General features: G+C 60.3%; 16 protein-coding genes and 3 tRNA genes. 12 read left to right on the top strand and 7 right to left on the bottom strand.

What is annotated here, in order from left to right; genetic code table 11:
• The first annotated feature begins 167 nt into the window (after window positions 1-167).
• The 3 genes from gyrA (at window position 168) to trmFO (ending at window position 4,874) form a co-directional block, all read left to right on the top strand.
• A complete protein-coding gene (gene gyrA / locus AC2S2E_RS12685; RefSeq protein WP_486522577.1) occupies window positions 168-2,900 on the top strand; it encodes a DNA gyrase subunit A in 2,733 nt (910 codons plus the stop codon).
• Entirely contained in the window at window positions 2,897-3,244 is a 348-nt protein-coding gene (locus AC2S2E_RS12680; RefSeq protein ID WP_486522576.1) for a DUF952 domain-containing protein, read from the top strand. The genes gyrA and AC2S2E_RS12680 overlap by 4 nt, the downstream gene beginning before the upstream one ends.
• A 274-nt stretch (window positions 3,245-3,518) precedes the next feature.
• The gene (trmFO, locus tag AC2S2E_RS12675; protein ID WP_486522575.1) at window positions 3,519-4,874 is read left to right on the top strand and encodes a methylenetetrahydrofolate--tRNA-(uracil(54)-C(5))-methyltransferase (FADH(2)-oxidizing) TrmFO; all 1,356 of its coding nucleotides are present in this window, start codon (window positions 3,519-3,521) and stop codon (window positions 4,872-4,874) included.
• Window positions 4,875-4,927: 53 nt separating this feature from the next.
• Here the strand turns inward: trmFO and AC2S2E_RS12670 are convergent, their stop codons facing one another.
• From AC2S2E_RS12670 to AC2S2E_RS12655, 4 genes are all read right to left on the bottom strand, one after another.
• The gene (locus tag AC2S2E_RS12670) at window positions 4,928-5,461 is read right to left on the bottom strand and encodes an EF-hand domain-containing protein (protein WP_476107870.1); all 534 of its coding nucleotides are present in this window, start codon (window positions 5,459-5,461) and stop codon (window positions 4,928-4,930) included.
• Window positions 5,462-5,490: 29 nt separating this feature from the next.
• Window positions 5,491-6,114, bottom strand: a complete 624-nt coding sequence (locus AC2S2E_RS12665) for a hypothetical protein (protein ID WP_476107871.1) — start codon at window positions 6,112-6,114, stop codon at window positions 5,491-5,493.
• 30 nt (window positions 6,115-6,144) lie between these two features.
• Window positions 6,145-6,573: an AHH domain-containing protein gene (locus tag AC2S2E_RS12660; RefSeq protein WP_486522574.1), complete on the bottom strand. Its 429-nt coding sequence runs from the start codon at window positions 6,571-6,573 to the stop codon at window positions 6,145-6,147.
• A 179-nt stretch (window positions 6,574-6,752) separates the two neighbouring features.
• Window positions 6,753-7,499, bottom strand: coding sequence for a hypothetical protein (locus AC2S2E_RS12655; RefSeq protein ID WP_486522573.1), 747 nt, complete (start codon window positions 7,497-7,499; stop codon window positions 6,753-6,755).
• A 205-nt stretch (window positions 7,500-7,704) separates the two neighbouring features.
• Between AC2S2E_RS12655 and recJ the strand changes: the two genes are divergently transcribed.
• The 4 genes from recJ to AC2S2E_RS12635 all read left to right on the top strand — a co-directional run bounded on the left by recJ (window position 7,705) and on the right by AC2S2E_RS12635 (window position 9,906).
• Window positions 7,705-9,495, top strand: a complete 1,791-nt coding sequence (recJ, locus tag AC2S2E_RS12650) for a single-stranded-DNA-specific exonuclease RecJ (RefSeq protein ID WP_486522572.1) — start codon at window positions 7,705-7,707, stop codon at window positions 9,493-9,495.
• A gap of 129 nt (window positions 9,496-9,624) precedes the next feature.
• Window positions 9,625-9,699: transfer RNA gene (locus tag AC2S2E_RS12645), tRNA-Glu, on the top strand.
• Window positions 9,700-9,727: 28 nt separating this feature from the next.
• Window positions 9,728-9,802: transfer RNA gene (locus AC2S2E_RS12640), tRNA-Glu, on the top strand.
• A 29-nt stretch (window positions 9,803-9,831) separates the two neighbouring features.
• Window positions 9,832-9,906: transfer RNA gene (locus AC2S2E_RS12635), tRNA-Glu, on the top strand.
• A 102-nt stretch (window positions 9,907-10,008) separates the two neighbouring features.
• On the opposite strand, the gene AC2S2E_RS12630 is transcribed toward AC2S2E_RS12635, so the two are convergent.
• From AC2S2E_RS12630 to AC2S2E_RS12620, 3 genes are all read right to left on the bottom strand, one after another.
• Window positions 10,009-12,204: a TonB-dependent receptor gene (locus AC2S2E_RS12630; protein WP_486522571.1), complete on the bottom strand. Its 2,196-nt coding sequence runs from the start codon at window positions 12,202-12,204 to the stop codon at window positions 10,009-10,011.
• A gap of 177 nt (window positions 12,205-12,381) precedes the next feature.
• Window positions 12,382-13,683: an omega-aminotransferase AptA gene (gene aptA, locus AC2S2E_RS12625; protein ID WP_486522570.1), complete on the bottom strand. Its 1,302-nt coding sequence runs from the start codon at window positions 13,681-13,683 to the stop codon at window positions 12,382-12,384.
• Between the two features lie 175 nt (window positions 13,684-13,858).
• Window positions 13,859-14,404 carry a cupin domain-containing protein gene (locus AC2S2E_RS12620; protein WP_476103706.1) on the bottom strand — a complete coding sequence of 182 codons (546 nt, stop codon included), beginning with the start codon at window positions 14,402-14,404 and terminating at the stop codon, window positions 13,859-13,861.
• 236 nt (window positions 14,405-14,640) lie between these two features.
• Between AC2S2E_RS12620 and AC2S2E_RS12615 the strand changes: the two genes are divergently transcribed.
• The 5 genes from AC2S2E_RS12615 to AC2S2E_RS12595 all read left to right on the top strand — a co-directional run bounded on the left by AC2S2E_RS12615 (window position 14,641) and on the right by AC2S2E_RS12595 (window position 20,424).
• On the top strand, window positions 14,641-15,756 hold the full coding sequence (locus AC2S2E_RS12615; protein ID WP_486522569.1) for a P1 family peptidase: 1,116 nt from the start codon (window positions 14,641-14,643) through the stop codon (window positions 15,754-15,756).
• Window positions 15,757-15,795: 39 nt separating this feature from the next.
• Complete coding sequence (locus AC2S2E_RS12610; RefSeq protein ID WP_486522568.1) at window positions 15,796-16,038, top strand: hypothetical protein; 243 nt, start codon at window positions 15,796-15,798, stop codon at window positions 16,036-16,038.
• Window positions 16,035-17,450, top strand: coding sequence for a sodium:solute symporter family protein (locus AC2S2E_RS12605; RefSeq protein ID WP_486522567.1), 1,416 nt, complete (start codon window positions 16,035-16,037; stop codon window positions 17,448-17,450). The genes AC2S2E_RS12610 and AC2S2E_RS12605 overlap by 4 nt, the downstream gene beginning before the upstream one ends.
• 15 nt (window positions 17,451-17,465) lie before the next feature.
• Window positions 17,466-18,965: a CoA-acylating methylmalonate-semialdehyde dehydrogenase gene (locus AC2S2E_RS12600; RefSeq protein WP_486522566.1), complete on the top strand. Its 1,500-nt coding sequence runs from the start codon at window positions 17,466-17,468 to the stop codon at window positions 18,963-18,965.
• A gap of 67 nt (window positions 18,966-19,032) precedes the next feature.
• Window positions 19,033-20,424, top strand: coding sequence for an amidase (locus AC2S2E_RS12595; protein ID WP_486522565.1), 1,392 nt, complete (start codon window positions 19,033-19,035; stop codon window positions 20,422-20,424).
• Window positions 20,425-20,545 lie beyond the last annotated feature (121 nt).

The raw sequence follows: 20,545 nt of genomic DNA, 5'->3' as shown, positions 1-20,545 counted from the left end.
TTGGGCATTGCAATGACGCCGCCATGACAAATGCGCGCCCGATTGTGGAAAACGCTGGCAATATAGGCTGATGGTGCGCGCAAATGCTGGCCATAGGCGACGCCATGGCCTAGAGACAGTCCACCCCGGGCCATGCCCTAAAACAAACCAAAGATTGAAGCACGCGCGTGAGCGACGAAAACACCCTTTCTGCCAGCCCCATGGGCGAATTCACCCGCGTCGACATCGTCGACGAGATGAAGACGAGCTATCTCGATTACGCGATGAGCGTGATCGTGGCGCGCGCCTTGCCCGATGTGCGCGACGGCCTGAAGCCCGTGCATCGCCGTATTCTGTGGACGTGCCATGAAAATGGCTTCACCCACTCAAAGGCCTATCGCAAATCGGCGCGTATCGTCGGTGACGCGATGGGTAAATATCACCCGCATGGCGACGCGGCGATCTATGATGCCCTTGCGCGCATGACGCAGGACTGGTCGATGCGCCTGCCGCTGATCGATGGTCAGGGTAACTTCGGATCGATGGACCCTGATCCGCCGGCCTCGATGCGTTATACCGAAGCGCGTCTGGCCAAGGTGGCCGACAGCCTGCTGGCCGATATTGACAAGAACACCGTCGATTTCGTCGACAACTATGACGGATCGGAGAGCGAACCGCAGGCCCTGCCCGCGCGTTTCCCCAACCTGCTGGTCAATGGCGCGGGCGGTATCGCGGTCGGCATGGCCACGAACATTCCGCCGCACAATCTGGGCGAAGTGATCGATGGCTGTCTGGCCACGATCGACAATCCGGCAATCACCACCGATGAATTGATGAAGATCATTCCGGGGCCGGACTTTCCGACCGCTCCGTTGATCCTTGGTCAGGGCGGCGCGCGCAACGCCTATAATACCGGGCGCGGCAGCATTATCATGCGTGCGCGCCATGTGATTGAAACGGGACGCAATGATCGCCGCTCGATCGTGCTGACCTCGATCCCCTATCAGGTGGGCAAATCGGGTCTGGTCGAAAAGATCGCCGAGGCGGCCAAGGAAAAGCGCATCGAGGGCATTTCCGACATCCGCGACGAATCGAACCGCGAAGGCGTGCGCGTCGTCGTCGATTTGAAGCGCGATGCCACGCCCGAGGTCGTGCTCAACCAGATCTGGCGCAACACGCCTGCACAGTCCAGCTTCCCGGCGAATATGCTGGCCATCCGTGGCGGTCGACCGGAAGTGCTGGGGCTCAAGGATATTCTCACCTCCTTCATCGCCTTCCGCGAAGAAGTGATCACCCGCCGCACCAAGTTCGAATTGAACAAGGCGCGTGACCGGGCGCATATCTTGCTGGGTCTGGTGATCGCGGTCACCAATCTGGACGAGGTGGTGCGCATCATCCGCGGCTCGCCCAATCCGGGTGCGGCGCGTGCGGCCCTGTCGGCGCGCGAATGGCCGATGGGTGAGATCGCCTCGTACATCCGTCTGGTTGAAGCGATTGAGGAAGGCAGCGATGAACTGTCGGCCCCCACCTATCGTTTGAGCGAAACGCAGGTGAAGGCCATTCTTGACCTGCGCCTGCACCGTTTGACCGCTCTGGGCCGCGACGAAATCGGCGCCGAACTGGAAGAACTGGCCAAAGCGATTGCCGAATATCTCTCGATTCTGGGTGATCGTGCCAAGCTCTATGGCGTGATCCGTCAGGAGTTGATCGAGGTGCGCGCCGCATTCGCCACGCCGCGCGTGTCGGAAATCACCGCCGCCGCCGATGGCATTGATGACGAAGATCTGATCGAGCGCGACGACATGGTCGTGACCGTGACGATGGACGGCTATATCAAGCGCACCCCGCTCAGCACGTTCCGCGCTCAGGCGCGCGGCGGCAAGGGCCGTGCGGGCATGGCCACCAAGGAAGAGGATGCCGTGGGGACGATGTTCGTCACCACCACCCATAATCCGGTGCTGTTCTTCTCGACGGCGGGCAAGGTCTATCGCCTCAAGGTTTACAAGCTGCCCGAAGGCGGTCCGGCCACGCGTGGTCGCCCCATCGTCAACATGCTGCCCGCGCTGGACAAGGATGAGACGATTGCCACCGTGCTGCCGCTGCCCGAGGATGAGGCCGATTGGGGCGCTCTGTCGGTCGTATTCGCCACGGCCAAGGGCAATGTTCGCCGCAACAGCATGGACGCTTTTGCCAACATTCCGTCCAACGGCAAATTCGCCATGCGCTTTGACGAAGGCGATGATGATCGCCTGATCGGCGTGGCGCTGTTGTCAGAAGATGACGATGTGCTGCTCGCCTCGCGTCAGGGCAAGGCGATCCGCTTTGCCGGGGACGATGTGCGCGAATTCACCAGCCGTACCTCGACGGGCGTGCGCGGTATGTTGCTCAAGGGCGATGACGAGGTCATTTCACTCTCGATCCTGCACCGCGTCGATGCCAGCGCCGAAGATCGCGAGGAATATCTGAAGTTCGCGCCGTGGAAGGGTGAACGCGAGGGTGAACCTTCGCTGTCGCCGGAATATATGGCAGAACTGGCCGCGCGTGAGGAATTCATCCTGACGGTCTGCGCCAATGGCTATGGCAAGCTGTCCTCGGCCTATGAATATCGCCGGACGGGCCGCGGTGGTCAGGGGATCACCAATATCGACAATATCGCCCGTAACGGTAAGGTCGTGGCCAGCTTCCCCGCAGTTCAGGCCGACCAGTTGATGCTGGTGACGGATCAGGCCAAGATGATCCGTCTGCCGCTGACGACACTGCGTGTGATTGGCCGTGGTTCGGCAGGCGTGCGCCTGTTCAACGTGGCCGACAATGAACATGTCGTTTCGGCGGTTCGTTTGGCCGAGAGCGAAACCGAGGAAGAAGGCGGCGAAGAAGCAGCGCCTGAAGCAACGGCGCCCGAAGGGGAAGCAGGCGAATGAGCCTGCCGCCTGTTGCCCATAAGGTCCTGACTGCGCAGCAAATGGCGCAGTTTCTGGCCGATGGCGTGTTCCAGGGCGCGCCGGTCGATCTGGCCGATGGCTATATCCACCTTTCCGCCGAGCCGCAGTTGGCCGAAACCATCGACAAACATTTCGCCGGGCAAAGCGATCTGTTTATCGCGACGGTCGACCTGGCGGCGCTGGGCGATGCCGTAAAGTGGGAAGTTTCGCGCGGCGGGGCACTGTTCCCGCATATTTACGCGGATCTGCCGCTGTCGGCCGTTTTGGCGCATGGGGCGTTGGTGCGGGCCGCCGATGGTTCGGTGGTATTGCCTGCGGCATAAGGGGTTAGATGCGAGGGTCTAGACCCTCGCGCTCCCATTAATGTCTGCGCGGCGCGATAAATTCGGCGTTGCGCCTTGGACGCGAAATTGGAAAGCCTGCGGCGCGGATAGCTCGGACCTGTCCGCGCCGCAGGCTTTCATCATTAAACCCACAACGTGGCAAACCATCCCCCCCTTAATGGGATTGCAAAGGGCACCAGCCCTTTGCCCGCCGGAGGCACCTTTCTTTCCCCAACCTTGCCCCTTCCCCCCACAATAGCTAAAGCCCCGCCCCATGACATATGACGTACACATCATCGGCGGCGGCCTGGCGGGAACCGAGGCGGCTTGGCAATTGGGCAAGCGCGGTTTCAAGGTACGCCTTTCAGAAATGCGCGGAACCGGAGAGCGCAGCCCCGCGCATCAGGGCGACGGTCTGGCCGAACTGGTGTGTTCCAATTCGCTGCGCAGCGATGATGATACAGCCAATGCGGTGGGTCTGCTGCATTACGAAATGCGTCAACTCGACAGCCTGATCATGCGTGCGGCGGACAAGGCGCGGGTTCCGGCGGGGTCCGCTCTGGCCGTCGACCGCGATGTGTTCAGCGACACGATTGAGGCAGAGTTGACCGCCCTGCCCAATCTGACCCTTACGCGGGAACGGATCGACACGCTGCCCGATGCGGGCCTGACGATTGTGGCGACCGGGCCTTTGACGGCGGCATCGTTGGCCGAAAAGATCGGCGCGGCGACCGGTGCGGACAGCCTTGCCTTTTTCGACGCCATCGCGCCCATCGTCTATGCTGAAACGATCAACATGGACATCGCCTGGCGCGCGGCCCGTTGGGACAAAGGGGCCGAAGCCAGCATCGCGCTGGGATCGGACGGCAAGGATTACATCAATTGCCCGATGAACAAGGCCGAATATCTGGCCTTTCGCGAAGAATTGCTGACCGGCGAAAAGACCGTGTTCAAGGAATGGGAGGCCAACACCCCCTATTTCGACGGCTGTATGCCCATCGAGGTCATGGCCGAGCGTGGCGAGGATACTTTGCGCTTTGGCCCGATGAAGCCGGTGGGGCTGGACGATCCACGCACCGGGCGCTGGCCCTATGCGGTGGTACAGTTGCGACAGGATAACAAGCTGGGCACTTTGTTCAACATGGTCGGTTTTCAAACCAAGTTGAAATATGCCGAGCAGACCCGCGTGTTCCGCATGATTCCGGGCCTTGAAAATGCCGAATTTGCGCGGCTGGGCGGTTTGCACCGTAACACGTTCCTCAATTCGCCGACCTTGCTGGACCGCCAACTGCGCCTGAAATCCTCGCCGCACATCCGCTTTGCCGGACAAATCACCGGCTGCGAAGGCTATGTCGAAAGCGCGAGTGTCGGCATGTTGGCCGGTATCATGACAGCGTGTGAATTGGCCGGTCGCGCGTGGACCGAACCGCCGCGCACAACGGCGTTGGGCGCGCTGCTCGCCCATATTACGGGCGATGCCGAAGCCGACACCTATCAACCGATGAACATCAATTTCGGGCTTTTCCCGCCGATCATCACGGAAAAGAAGATCAAGAAAGCAGGCCGCAAACTGGTCTATACCGAGCGTGCCAAGGGCGATCTGGCGCCTTGGGTTTCCACCATCGTATGAGGCTGGATCAGGATGGCGCGCGCCCGAATGTCGCGCCATCCTTGTGACGAGATTTAATCCTCGTCATCATCCCCATTCTTTTGCGGCCCCGGCTTTCCACATGCGCATTGGGCGGATTTCGCGCGCGATCTTTCGGCTTTTTGGGCATCCTGCGCGGCGTAATAGGCGTTCAATTCCGCGCGGCTGAGGATGCCATCGCCGTTCCGGTCGATTTCCTTGAACCGGTTGGAGGTTTTGACCGCCCATTCCTCGAAACTCAGCAAATTGTCATGGTTGAGGTCCAGTTTCTGAAACGCCTTTACGCGGGTGGACAGCATTTCATTGCGGTTGATTGTGCCGTCCCGATTGCGGTCATAACGATTAAAGCGGCGATCTTCCTTCGATACCTCTTTCTTGACCGCGTTGGGCAGAGCGGCCCCGCGACCATGCGGATCGGCCTCTGGCAGAGCGATGGTATTGTCGGCCTGCGGCTCTGCGGCCAACGGCAAAGGCGCGGCATGTTCAAGGTTGGCGCGCCCTTGCCACCAGAAAAAACCAGCCCCGACCAAGGTCAGCGCCGACACTGCACCAATCACAATCCTGCTCATCACCCCTCCGATTTATGGTGGAGAGTACCTTAGATACCGAGGATGCCAAGTCGCAAAAGGGTGAAAAGTGAAATGTTTTCCGCGCCCTGCACGCCCCCCTTGGTGCGTGCGGCCAGACCGTGAAGGACCACCAAAGGGCGCATCGCACGTGACAGACGCGCTCCCTTCCAACGGTGAGCCTCGACCAATTCGGCCAGAAGAAGTTGCTCCTGCGCATCGCCAATATGCGAGGCAAGATCAGACAGCGCCCAGCCACGCGCCATTTCCTCGCCGCCCTTGCCCAAAGCGGCGCAAGCGGTGACCCTGCCGTGTATCCATGTTTCAAACGCGTCTACGGGCAATGGCGCATCGCCCAACAACGCCTCCCACCCATCGACCAGCGCGATCAAGGCACCATGCCCATCTTGCCAGCACTTCAAGGCTGCCAGAAGCGGCTCGCCCTTAGGCCAGTTCGCAGACGAATCGCGCAGGCGATCACGCCACCATGCCAGACGCATTTGTGCCAAAATTGGCTCACGCGCGCTGCGCACCACGCCAGCCAGACGTATGTCCAAAGCCAGCAGCGTCAACCAACGATCACGCGTGGATGCCGGGGCATAGGCAACAGCAAGGCGCCATGGCGCGGGCAAACTATCAAGAAGATCCTGAGACATCGGGGGCCACTTAGCCCAACCCCGCCACGATTACAGCCCCAGATCCGCCATTTCCTGCGTTTCGGGCCACAACATATCGACCATCGCGTCCAGTTCGGTAAAATCGACCTGCTTTTGCATGGGGTCAAATCGGTTCAGGATGATTGGCTGCGAATGCGGGTTCAACAGTCGGCGTCGCAACGCCTTTTGCAGCAGCGTCAGACGCTGTACCGCTCCAACCGTGGCCATTTCCGACGCCTTGGCACGGTACACAGACCACCGCGCTTCGACCTGGCCCACACGTTCCATCACCAGGGCATTGTAATCGCGATGCGGCCCGCGGTGCATCGGCAATCCCATCCTGATCGCAGCGGAATGGTTGGAAGGCAGAAGCAGGCCATTGCTGCGAAAATCGTCAAAACCAAAGCGATCGCGGCCGATTGTGTCCAGCATCGGCCCAAAGCAACGCTGATTGAGCAATCGTTTTGGCAACAGATGATGGCGTTGCAGACCCGGATCATAGTGTGGACCGGCCGTATGGTTAACCGATCGGAATGAGAGAAAATGTCTGGCCCGATAACGTAGGCTGTTGATGACGTGACTTTCCGAAAGAGCAGCCCCTGTCACAGCCAGAGGCGTCGATTTAGCGACATGACGAATCAACGTTTTCGACATACCCTTAATAATTTTCCATTTTCCTCGGGAAACACCCCGAGAATATCCCCTTCCGGCCCTTCAACTTCGACAGGTTCGACCACCTTCCACCCACCCACCAAACTGTGGATAAGTCGAACGGCGATCTTGCCAGCCAAGCCGGGCTGTTTTGCCAGAAGTGGATCGATACATAGTTCGAGTCCAGTAAAAAAACTTAGCCCCGAACTACGAACGGCCCCGGAGGCATCGCGCGACAAGGCCGTGAGCCCCAACGCCGGGAACGCCCCGCCCGTTAACCACGATGGGATAATGCGCCGAAAATGTTCTGCGCTCATCAACGTCTGGGCCGCGCCCCATGCCACGCCGGTTGCACCGGGTAAATCCAATAAAGCCAGTGCGATAGCGGCCATACCTCGAATTACGGGGATTTGGGTCCGTCCGCCGCCAAGATGCTCCCCCGGCGTCAATCGCAACCATCCAGATTGCGCCAGATCGACATTCGCATCGACGCCATACCGAACGGATACATCAGGAATGCTGCCATTCCCGGACAGGCCGGACAAGTCGAACGTCAACCCACTTGAAAGCAATTCAAGCCAGTCGCCATCATCAAACGGTTGATGAGTAACTGTAAAAATGCTGGCGGCATGGCCACCTTGGGCCAAAAGAGCAAAAACCGCCGCCCCGTTGGGAATGTTTTCCAACGGAAACTGAATATAAAAAGCGGACGTGGCGGCAGCAGGTACTGTCATGAACTCAATCGCGCGTTGGCCCCCCAAAGAAATCACCTTCGAACATCTGCTATGGCATTTTACCTTGTGCAGCGTCGAGTCTTGCACATTCGTTAACCGGAATGGCACGGACAGGCCGAATCATACTTTACGATTTATGATCTGATGTTCTTAACGAAAACCCTACCCTTTCTGTCGAGGCAAACATGCTCTAATCGCATCCGTCATGCACCCAGAATTGACCCAATGGATCCGCCCCGAAGCATCTCTTTCCGGCAAGGCCTGGCGCTGGCGCGGCGGCAATATGGATATGGCGCAAGGCGCTGCTGGCGGATTGAATGACGATATCGTCACGCAATTGCTGCTGGCCCGCGGCGTTGCGCGTGATGATCTGCACCGGCATCGCGCGCCCACCTTGCGCGCGTTCCTGCCCGATCCGTCCGAATTTCAGGACATGGAAAAAGCGGCAGAAAGAATCGCCGACGCCATCACGCGCCGTGAAGCCATTACCATATACGGCGATTATGACGTTGACGGGGCAACCAGCGCGGCCTTGATGATCCGCCTGATCCGTATGCTAGGCCATGATGCCCGGCACTATATCCCCGACCGCCTGCTCGAAGGCTATGGCCCGACCGGAGAGGCGCTGGTGCGACTGGGGACCGAAGGGGCACAATTGATCGTCACGGTTGATTGTGGGGCCATGGCGCATGAGGCGTTGGCCATGGCGGCACAGGCCGGTGTCGATGTCATCGTCGTTGATCACCACAAATGCAGCGCCGAATTGCCGCAGGCGGTCGCTCTGGTTAACCCAAATCGATTTGACGAGAGCGATATTGGCGCGGCCCATGGCCATCTTGCCGCGGTGGGCGTGGCCTTTCTGCTCAGCGTCGCCTTGGTGCGGGTGCTGCGCGGGCGTGGATGGTTCAAGGATCGTGTGGAGCCGGACCTCTTTGCGCTGCTCGATCTGGTGGCTCTGGGCACGGTGGCGGACGTGGCGGCGCTGCATGGGCTTAATCGCGCACTGGTGGCGCAAGGGCTTAAAGTCATGGGCCGGCGCGAGAATATAGGCATGGCCGCGCTGATCGATGCCAGTCGCCTGAACCGCGCACCGACAGCCACCGACCTTGGCTTTGCCTTGGGGCCGCGTGTGAACGCCGGTGGGCGCGTTGGCGAGGCGACGCTGGGCGTACGCCTGCTGACCACACAAGACGCCGAGGAGGCGCGTGAAATCGCCGCACAGCTATCCCGCCTGAATGAAGAACGCCGTTCGATCGAAATGGCCGTTCAGGAAGCCGCAGAAGCGCAGGTCGAACGCCAAGGCAATCGCAGCGTCATGGTGCTGGCCGGCAAGGGTTGGCATCCCGGCGTCATCGGCATTGTGGCGGGGCGCCTCAAGGAAAAGACCGGCAAGCCCACGCTGGTTATCGCGCTGGACGATGAAGAAGGGGGTTACGGCAAGGGGTCGGGGCGTTCGATTTCGGGCGTCGATCTTGGTGCGGCCATTATTGGCGCGCGTGAATTGGGCTATCTGGTGGCAGGTGGCGGTCATGCGATGGCCGCAGGTTTGACCGTATCGCCCGACAAACTGGATGATTTTGCGCAATGGCTGGACGACAGGCTGGCCGGTGATGTGGCCCGGGCGCAGGGGGCGCAATCGCTTTTGCTCGATCTGGCCGTGGCGCCGCGCGGGCTGCATCCCGATCTGGTCGAATTGCTGGAGAGCGCCGGCCCCTATGGCATGGGTTGGCCGGGACCGCGTGTGGCCGTCGGGCCGGTGCGCGTGGTCAAGGCCGATGTCGTGGGCGCCGATCACCTGCGGCTGATCGTGCGGGGAGAAGATGGCGCCAGTTTCAAAGCGATGGCTTTCCGCGCCGCGCAAACCGACATGGGCCAGACCTTGCTGCATGGCGATGGCGGGCGAAAGCTGTGGTTGGCGGGTCGTGCGCGAATCGATGATTGGGGTTCACGCCGCGCGGCCGAATTGCATGTCGATGATGCGGCATGGGTCGATTGAACGCAACGCATTGGTATTTAACGGTTTTTGATATTTTTTTCGTTTTTTCCGATAGTAACGCGATTTGAGGCTTGACCAATCGGCCCCCTCTTCATAAATGCGCGGCCTCACAACGGCGCAAGCCAACGTGGCCCCTTCGTCTAGCGGTTAGGACGCGGCCCTTTCACGGCTGAAACACGAGTTCGATTCTCGTAGGGGTCACCATTATATAGCCTACCTTGGCTTCAAGGATGGCCCCTTCGTCTAGCGGTTAGGACGCGGCCCTTTCACGGCTGAAACACGAGTTCGATTCTCGTAGGGGTCACCATTATATAGCCTTCCTTGGCTTTCAAGGATGGCCCCTTCGTCTAGCGGTTAGGACGCGGCCCTTTCACGGCTGAAACACGAGTTCGATTCTCGTAGGGGTCACCACTTGATTTTGCAGCAAAGGCTGCGCCCACCATCCCATATGTTGCGCAACATGCCGCACCCCCGGACCAGTAAAGATCCGAGGATGCGAAAATGCGTCATCCATCAATATTTCAGGCCAAAGCGGACGCCATAGCTGACCGGGCGCGCCGGTTGCGCGATGTCGGCGCTGGTAAAGAAGTTACGCGTCAGGTCGTATTTCTCGTTGAAAATGTTGCGCCCCCAGATCGAGAGCGTCCATTTTCCATCGGCAGGCGCCAAAGACACTTCGGCATTGGTGACGAAATAGGCGCCAATGTCATAGGTCCTGCCCAGCCATGACGGATATTTCGAGCGATAGGTAAAGGTGGCCGATGGCGTCACCACGAAATCGCCAACCGGCTTGGCATAGCTGATCGCCGCGCCCCATGACCATTTGGGAAACGGAATGCTGGTATGCGACCGGTCGGAATAGACCGCCGCCCCCGCCGCGCGCGATGCCGCCACGTTCAGATCGCTGAAGCTGAGATAACGCCCCGAACTGTAGCCAAGATATTGGCTGATCATCAGCCCTTTGACCGGTTGCAGCGTCATTTCCAATTCGCCGCCCAGCACGCGGGATTTGTCGGCATTGGTGAATCGGCCCACCGGACCATTGGCGCCCCAAACCGCCGAGAGCACCTGTTGATCACGATAGTCGTAATAATAGAAAGACCCGTTGACCTGAAGGAAGCTGAGAGGATTGCTCTTGAAGCCCACTTCATAGGCGTTGATCTTTTCCGGGGCAAAGGGCTGAATACCGCTGGAATTGCCGGTGTTATAGGTGGTGAAGCCGCCCGACTTTGTGCCCCTGCTGGCCGAGGCATAGACCATCAATGCGCGGCTGGGTTGATATTGCAGGGCGATCTTGCCGGTCACAGGGCTCATGCTGGTATCCACACTGGTCGGGCGTAGGGCCTGCGCCCCGCCAAAGGCGCTGCCGAAGCCCTGAAGCGAGCGTTTTTCATATTCATAGCGCAGGCCCACCGTCGCCTTCAGCTTGGGCGTGATCGCATATTCGGCCTGACCAAAGGTGCTGATCGATTCGACCTCTTGCGCATAATTCACGCGGGCATAGGTGCCGTAGATGTTGATGAAGTCGGAATAGTAGCGCTCGTTCAGATTTTGCTTGGCGTAATAGACCCCCGCCACCCATGTCAGGCGCCCCGGCTTGGAATTGCTCAGACGCAGTTCCTGGGCAAAAACCTTGACCTTGGACCCGAAAAACGTGTCGGCCTCGATCGAGGAGGATGAGTCCCAATCACCAAACTGACGCCGGTCCAGCCAGTCATAGGAGGTTATGCTGGTTAAGGTGGCCGGACCAAAATCATAGGCCATATTGGCCGATGCGCCCCATGTCCGGTTATTGACGCCGGGCTTGGAATTTTTGGTCAGCCCGGCGTCCGCGATCAATTGCGGTGACACGCCCCAACCCGTGGCAAAACGATCCCTGTCGGCCGGGATGGTCACCCCCGTGCCCCCGGCCGTTCGCAACGGATTGAGCAGATAGAGCCCCGTCGCCTCCGATTTATCGCGCCCATAATGGAAATCGATCAAGGCGGTAAACTTGCTGCCCGTCGGCGCGACGGAGAGCAAAGCGCGACCGCCCCAGCGGTTGGCGTCGCCCAAGGACGCGCCCGTGCTGCGGTTGTATTGATAGGCCCCGCCCTGCTGCGTCGCGCCCGCAACGCGCAGGTTCACGCCCTCGGTAATCGCGCCCGAAACATAGGCCTCGCCGTTAAAGGCGCCAAAGCGGCCATATTCCATCGTGCCGCCTGCGTGGAATTCGCTGGTCGGACGGTTGGTGATGAAATTGATCGCGCCCCCGGTCGTGTTGCGCCCGTAAAGCGTCCCCTGCGGCCCGCGCAGCACCTCGACCCGGCTGACGTCAAAGATCAGGCCCTGGGTCATGATCGGCACCGGATAGGCCACTTCGTTCACATAGACGCCGACGGTGGGCGAATTGTTCGACGCGTAATCCTGAAAACCCACCCCGCGCAGGCGGAATTGCGGGGCGCCCCCGCCAAAGGCCGGTTCGACCTGTAGGCTGGGCGTGGCGTCCTGTAACTGATTGACGTTGGTGATCCCGCGCTCTTTCAACATGTCGGCGTTCACCACGCTGAGCGCGATGCCCACGTCCTGTGCCGATTGGGCGCGGCGTTGAACGGTCACGACGATTTCGGATTCCGGCCCCTTTTCGGCACCGGCCTCCGCTGCAAACAGGGGCGCGCCATAGCCCCCGATGATGGCGCAGATGGCTGCGCTGGTCAGTAAACGCTTCATCTTGGCTCCTCGTCGAATTGCCGCCATGCGAAATTGCACGACAGGATCGGCCAAAGGAGGCACCCTCTGTTGTCCCGTATTTCCCGATTTGGGTTGGGGCGGCTTGGGCCGCCCTCTGTCTTTGCCCTGCGATTTACTGATCTTGTTTCTATTGCGCCGGCGATCCGGCGTTACGCATCATCGGATCGCGGCCAACTCTCGCCGGATCACATGCACGATCTCGTCAATCTGCTCCTGTGTGATGATAAGGGGTGGGGAAAGCGCGACAATGTCGCCCGTTACGCGGATAAGCACGCCCGCATTCCAGCAGGCGTCAAACAATTCCTTGGCCCGCGCGCCCGGTTCATTTTCACGCGGGGCCAGTTCGATCCCGGCTACCATGCCCAGATTGCGGATGTCGATAATATGGGGCGCATCGGCCAGACTGTGGACGGCGGCCTCGAAACCAGCCTCCATCGCCAAGGCCCGCCCAAACAGATCATCCTGTGCATAGACGTCCAACGTCGCCAGCGCGGCCGCACAGGCCAAAGGATGCGCCGAATAGGTATAGCCGTGGAAGAATTCGATCCCCTTGGCCGCATGGGCGATCACGGTGTCGTAAATCTCGCGGCGCACACCGACACAGCCCATGGGAACAGTGCCGTTGGTAATGCCCTTGGCCGTGGTGATAATGTCGGGAATGACGCCCAAACGTTGCGCCGCCGTCGTCGCGCCCAGACGCCCGAAACCGGTGATCACCTCGTCAAAGATCAACAGGATGCCGTGTTCGCGGGTGATTTCGCGAAGGCGCTCCAGATAGCCCACCGGCGGCACCAACACGCCAGCCGACCCCGACAACGGCTCGACAATCACCGCCGCGATGGTTTCCGCACCATGTTCGGCGATAATATCCAGCAATTCCTCGGCCAGTTCCGCGCCCCATTCGGGCTGTCCCTTGGAAAAGGCGGTGCGGTTGATGACCAATGTCGCGGGCATGTGGCTGACGTCCGCCAAGAGCGGAAAACCACGGCGGTTATTGGGCAATCCGCCCACCGAAATCCCGCCGAACCCCACTCCGTGATAGGCCCGTTCCCGCCCGACAAGGCGCGTGCGCCCCGGTTCCCCTTTCGCCGCATGATAGGCAAAGGCGATTTTCAGCGCCGAATCAACCGCCTCCGAACCGGAATTGGCGTAAAAGAATGTGTCGATTTCCGCGGGAAACACTTCGGCCAATCGCGTGGACAATTCAAAGGCCAGCGGGTGTCCCAATTGGAACGTCGGCGCGTAATCCAGCACCTGCGCCTGTTTCTGGATCGCATCGACGATAGGTTGCCGCGCATGCCCCGCATTCACGCACCAAAGCCCCGCCGTCCCGTCCAGAATGCTGCGCCCGGCAACATCGGTATAATGACACCCGCTGGCCGAGGCGAAAAGTTTGGGCGATGCCTTGAAGCCCCGGTTATCCGTAAACGGCATCCAGAAATTGTCGGGCGAATGCATGATAAAAGGGGTCTCCATTCCACTGTCGATGACAGATTGACGGCACAGGCCCCATTCCCACAAGACTGTTATTTGCGTGGCAATCCGCAGCGATGCAATGCAACAAGATCCAAGCATTCCAGCGATTGCGCGCTCATTATCCTGAGCGGATCAATCACTTTCCACCATGCATCCATCAAAAACTTGGCGGGGTACAGGCGCTGACGACAACGCATTTTTCCTTGCCGATGTTGCGGAACCGATGCGGCTTGGTGCTGGCAAAGAGATAACCGTCGCCAGCCTCCAACACCTGTTTTTCGCCTGCGACCGTCACTTCCAGCTTGCCGGAAATGACAATGCCCACTTCCTCGCCTTCATGGCTCAGCATCACACGACCGCTTTCCGCCCCGCTCTGGTAAACCTCATACAACATCTGGATCGAGGATGAGGCCATGCTGCCCAACTGACGATAGCTGACGCCATCCTTGCCTATTTCGATCAATTCGCTGCTGCGGAAATAGAAGCGCTCCTGCTGCGCCGCCTCCAGGTTGAAGAACTCGCCCAAGGGCATGTTGATCGCCCCCAATATCCGCTTGAGCGACCCCACCGACGGATTGGTGGCCCCGCTTTCAATCAGCGAGATCGTGCTGCTGGGCACCCCGGCCATTTTGGCCAGCATCCGCTGGCTCAAGCCTTTTTTCTCCCGCACCAGACGCAGGCGCATGCCAACCTCATTGTCCATCACGATCTCCGTCACCTACAGGCCGAGCTTTGCGTGTCGCCTTACGGAATAAGATGGTGCATCAGACGTTTGTGGTGTTCAATATTTCATATTGGTTGCACTGCAAAAAACAGGCTTGCCGGTGAACGCCCTTGGCTCTCTACTTGCCCCACCACAAAGAGCGCGAGGTCGCAAACAGGGTTTGACCGCCAAGGCCCAATTGATTCAGTTAGCATCCCAATAGCGAAAGGATCGTCATGCATCGTCGCCATCTGTTAAAGGGTGCGGGATATCTCGCCGGTCTTTCGATGACCCCTTGGGGTTTGGCGCGCGCTGCCGGGGTGCCCTATGTCGGCGGCCAGACGGGGCCGTTCAATCTGATCACCGACGTGCCGGGCATTCTGGTGGGCTGTGCCGAAGATCCGGCGGTGCGGACCGGCACGACGGTCATCCTGCCCGACAAATTGGCGACGGCGGCGGTGGATGTGCGCGGCGGAGGCCCCGGAACGCGGGAAACGGATGCTCTGGATGCGCATAATCTGGTTGCGGCGGTCAATGCCATCGTCCTGTCGGGCGGGTCGTCATGGGGCCTTGCCGCGGCCGATGGGGTCGCGGCGCATTTGGGCGCAAAGGGTATTGGCTATGGCGGCATGGCGCGTCCCGGCGTTCCGGTCTCGCCCATTGTGCCTGCGGCCATCCTTTATGACCTTGCCAATGGCGGGAACAAGAATTGGGGCACAGAGCCGCCCTATCGCAACCTTGGCATAAAGGCACTGGCGGCGGCGGGATCGCAATTCAAACTTGGCACATCGGGCGCCGGTTATGGCGCGATGTCGGGGGGGCTGAAAGGCGGGCTTGGTTCGGCCTCTACTCTTACCAGCGACGGGGTCATGGTGGGCGCGATTGTCGCGGTCAATTCGATGGGTTCAACCGTCATCCCCGGCACGCAACAATTCTGGGCGGGCGCCTTTGAAATCGGCGATGAATTCGGCGGCCTGACCCCCACCCCCATGCGCGTGGGGCCGGAGGAATGGGGCTATACCAAGACGCCAGCCGCGCGCGAGAACACGACCATCGCCTGTATCGCCACCGATCTGGCGCTGACGCCCGATGAAATGAAGCGCGTGGTCATCATGGCGCAGGATGGGATGTCGCGCGCCATTCGTCCGGTGCATACGCCCTTTGATGGCGATGTGGTTTTCGGCATTTCCACGGGCCGCATCGAACCCAAGGGGCCGCGCCAGATCGCCGTGCTGAAGGTCGGCACCATTGCCGCCGACACATTGGCCCGCGCCATCGCACGCGGCGTGCATGAGGCCGTTGCCCCGCCCGGATCGAATGTGAAAACCTGGTCCTCGCTCAAACCCAAGTAACCATCGCCAGCCGGATTTGCCATCAACAGGAATAGACCCATGCATGAAATTCCTGAAGACAGACCGACCGACCTGCCCGATACGCCGCAACCGCGTTGGACGGTGTTGGTCGGGCTGATCCTGCCGCTGGTTCTGGTCATCACCTGCGGATTGGCCATTCCGGCGGATGCGGGGCGGTTTCTGGGCATATCCTTGGCCACATGGTGCCTGTTTGCATGCGCGCCGGTGGTCAGCCTGTGTCTGGCCCTGTGCTGGCGCTATGGCTCTGGGGATGGTTCATGATCGCGGCGTTTATCGCCATCATGCTGGTTTCCCTCGCTCTGGCCATATGGTCTCGGCGCGGGCATGACCGGCCCGATGCGCGCGAATTCTTCACCGCATCGGGACAGTTCGGCCCCATCCTGTTCTTCTTCCTCTCGGTGGGCGAAACTTATTCCATCGCCACGATGCTGGGCTTTCCGGGCGGAGTTTATGCCGGGGGGGAAAGCTTTGTCCTGTGGTTCTTCGGCTATATCCTGATGGCGGGACCGGCGATCTATTTCGTAGGCCCATGGATCTGGCGGGCGGGCGCGCTTTATTCCAGCGCGACGATACCGGACTTCTTCCGCTCTCATTTCGACAGCCGGACACTCGAAGTTCTGATTGCGGCCAGCGCCATCATCCTGCTGATCCCTATCGGCACGACCCAGTTTCTGGGGCTGCGGCTGGTCTTTGGCGGATTGGCGCCGGGCCTGCCGACGGTGATGTTGACCGCCATGGCGGGGCTTTTGACCTTTACTTATGTCGCCTTGGCGGGCTTGCGGGCATCGGCCTTTGTCGCGGTTTTGAAAGACGTGCTGATGATGGGCTCGATCGTGCTGGTAGGCGGCATGGCCATCATGATGTGGGGAACGGTGCATCCATCCTCCCCCCTGCCCGCGCCGAAACCGGCCAGCCCGGCCAGCATGACTTTTGCCGTTTCAACCATCGTGTTGCAGGCGGCAGGCTTTTTGATGATCCCGCAGAACTGGGCCTTCATATTTTCCGCGCGCGCCCCGCGCGCCATCCAGCGGGCACAGGTTGTCGCGCCCATCTATATGCTGATGTTTCCGCTGCTGATGATCGTGGCCTATTATGCCAAGACGGGCGGGATCGTGCCGCATGTGCCCGATTATGTCTTTCTGGCAACGGCCACGGCTCTGCTGCCGGGCTGGATGGTGGGGGTGGTCATGGCGGCGGTGGTTCTGTCCGGTCTGGTCGTGCTCAGCAGCGTGTGCCTTGCCATTGGCCCCCTGTTTGCGCGCAACATCGTGCCGGGTTTGAATGGTCAGGCGCAACAGCGCTGGTCGCGGATCATCATTGCGCTGTTCATCCTGTTCTCGCTGATCGCGGCGGAAATGTCGGTGCCGCTGATCGCCACGCTCAACAACATTTTCTATTTCGGCATAGTCCAGCCATTGCCAGGATTTGTCGCGGCGATGCTGCTGCCCCGCGTTCCGGCCAAGGCGGTGATTATCGGCATTCTGTCGGGCGATGCCTTTGTCCTCTATGCCCGTTTGGCACAGGTGGATCTGGGCGGGATCAATCCGGGCCTTATCGGTCTGGGTGTCAACGCGGCGATAATGTCGACCATCGCCACCCTTTGGCCAAGGATCGGCCATCAATCGGTCATGCAGCAATTTGCCTCGCCCGCCAATCATGCAATCCAGACATAAGGCACAAAGAAATCCATGTCTCTGATCCTGCATTTCATCAACGGTTCGGCCCTTAGCGGCGCCGACAATGCGCTCTCGCCCGTGTTCAACCCCAATGTCGGCGAGGTGCAGGCGCAGGTTCAATTGGCCACGCAGGTCGAACTCGATCTGGCCATTGCCGTGGCGCAGGCGGCACAGCCCGCATGGGCCGCCGCCAACCCGCAGCGCCGCGCCCGCGTCATGTTCCGTTTCAAGGCCTTGATCGAGGAACAGATGGATGAACTCGCCATCCTGCTGTCGAGCGAACATGGCAAAGTGATTGAGGACGCCAAGGGCGATATTCAGCGCGGGCTGGACGTGGTCGAATTTGCCTGCGGCGCGCCCCATCTGCTGAAAGGCGAATATACCGAAGGCGCAGGCCCCGGCATCGATGTCTATTCCATGCGCCAGCCTTTGGGCATCGTGGCTGGGATCACGCCCTTCAACTTTCCCGCGATGATCCCGCTGTGGATGGCGGCGCCCGCGATTGTTTCGGGCAATGCCTTTATCCTCAAACCTTCCGAACGCGCGCCCTCGGTGCCCGTCCGCCTTGCCGAACTGGCGCGGGAAGCCGGATTGCCCGACGGTATTTTCAACGTCATCCATGGCGACCGCACCATCGTCGAAGCGATCATGGACCACCCCGCGATCAAGGCGGTCAGCTTTGTCGGCTCATCCGATGTGGCACAGGCGATATATGCGCGCGGAACCGCCAATGGAAAGCGTGTTCAGGCGATGGGCGGGGCCAAGAACCATGGCATCGTCATGCCCGACGCCGATATGGATCAGGCCGTGGCCGACATCGTTGGCGCGGCTTTTGGTTCGGCGGGCGAACGCTGCATGGCCTTGCCCGTGGTGGTGCCGGTGGGCGCGCAAACCGCAGATCGCCTGCGTGGCAAGCTGGTCGATGCGATTGCCGGTTTGCAGGTGGGCATCTCCACCGACCCACAGGCCAATTACGGCCCCGTCATCACCGCCCAGCATAAAAAGCGCATCGAAGATTATATCACCATGGGCGTTGAGGAAGGCGCTGAACTGGTCGTCGATGGGCGCGGTTTCGTGCTTCAGGGCTATGAAGGCGGCTATTTCGTCGGGCCGACCCTGTTTGACCATGTTACGCCCACCATGCGCAGTTATCAGGACGAAATCTTCGGCCCCGTCCTCCAGATCTTGCGCGCCGACACGCTGGAGGAAGCCACCGCACTGGCCAGCCGCCATGCCTATGGCAATGGCGTCGCGCTGTTCACCCGCGATGGCGGCGCGGCGCGCGCCTATGCCAGCGCGGTCGAGGTAGGCATGGTGGGCATCAATGTGCCGATCCCGGTGCCGGTGGCCTATCACAGCTTTGGCGGGTGGAAGCGTTCGGCCTTTGGCGACCACAATCAATATGGCACCGAAAGCTTCCGCTTCTTCACGCGGGTCAAGACCGTGACGCAGCGCTGGCCAGCGGCGGGTGAAAGCGCGGGCAATGCCTTTGTGATGCCCGTCATGAAGTAAAGCGCGGCCCCAACCCCAATGCCAAGTATGACATGCGGCCCCATCGCCGCCAAACGAGGACATGTGCATGGACGAGACACTGGCCGATCTGACCGCCGCCGACATGGCCAAGGCTTTTGCAGCGCGCAGCCTGTCGCCGGTGGAGGTCATGCGCCACGTCATTGCCCGTGTCGAAAGGCTGGAACCTCATCTATGCGCCACCTATGCTTTTGATCCCGTCGCGGCGCTGGAATCGGCCCGCGCGTCCGAACAACGTTGGACGGATGGGGTGGCGTTCAGCCCTCTCGACGGCATACCGGCGACGATCAAGGAATTGATCGCCACGCGGGGCACGCCAAAGCCGGTGGGCACCGCCGCCGGTGACATGACCCCGCAAAGCGTTGACGCCCCACCCGCCGCGCGCCTGCTTGAAGCGGGCTGCGCGATTTTTTCCAAAACCACCGTTCCCGATTACGGCATGCTGTCATCGGGCCTGTCGAGCTTTCACAAACTGGCCCGCAACCCTTGGGACATTGCCAAAAACCCCGGCGGGTCCAGCGCAGGCGCCGGCGCGGCGGCGGCGGCCGGTTACGGTCCGTTTCATGTCGGAACCGACATTGGCGGGTCGGTGCGCCTGCCCGCGGGGTGGTGCGGGGTTTTTGCGTTAAAGCCCAGCAACGGGCGCATTCCGATTGACCCGCCCTATATTGGCCGGGTTGCCGGGCCGATGACCCGGACAGTGACGGACGCGGCGCTAATGATGACCATGCTGTCGCGCCCCGATCCGCGTGATTACATGGATCTTCCCTATCAGGACTTGCCGTGGCTTGATCTGAACGCCGATGTGGCGGGCCTGCGCATCGGTTTGATGATGGATGCCGGTTGCGGTTCCGCCCCCGAGCCAGAGATTGTCGAGGCCGTTGAGGCGGCAGCGCATCTGTTTGAAGAAGGCGGCGCAATTGTCGAGCCCGTCGAACCCTTTATGACCCCGGCCATGCTGGACGGTCTGGACCGTTTCTGGCGCACGCGCTTTTGGGAGGAAACAAGGTATTTGCCGCCCGATCGCTATGGCCTGATCCTTGAATATATTCGCCAATGGGTTGAACCGGCGGCGGGCTATGATGGCGCGTCGGTCTATACCGGATTTGATCAGATCATCAAAATGCGCGAACGCGGACGGGCCTATAATGACTATGACCTGATCCTCTCGCCCGTTTCCCCCATGCCCGCCTTTGCGGCGGAATTGCCCTCGCCCACCAATGATCCGGCGCGCCCGTTTGAACATATCGGCTTTACCGTGCCGTTCAACATGACCGAACAACCCGCCAGCTCGATCAATTGCGGCTATACGTCGGATGGTCTGCCCATCGGGTTACAGATTGTCGGGCGGCGGTTTGATGACATGGGCGTCATGCGCGCGTCACGCTGGTATGAAAAGGCCCGCCCCGCCCAGCGCCCGTGGCCTATGTCGTTGAAATAGGCCTATGCCGAGGGGCGCCAATTAACATGCATTCTTGTGGTCAATGCTTGGCTGTTTCATAAAACTGTCATACGTCTTCCCCATGCGCAGAACAAAGCGCCTCGCCTGATGCAGGCGCCAA

Source organism: Novosphingobium sp. 550D (genome assembly GCF_057401885.1).
The sequence above is the reverse complement of the archived record's forward strand: the minus strand, read 5'-3'. Positions and strand labels throughout refer to the sequence as shown.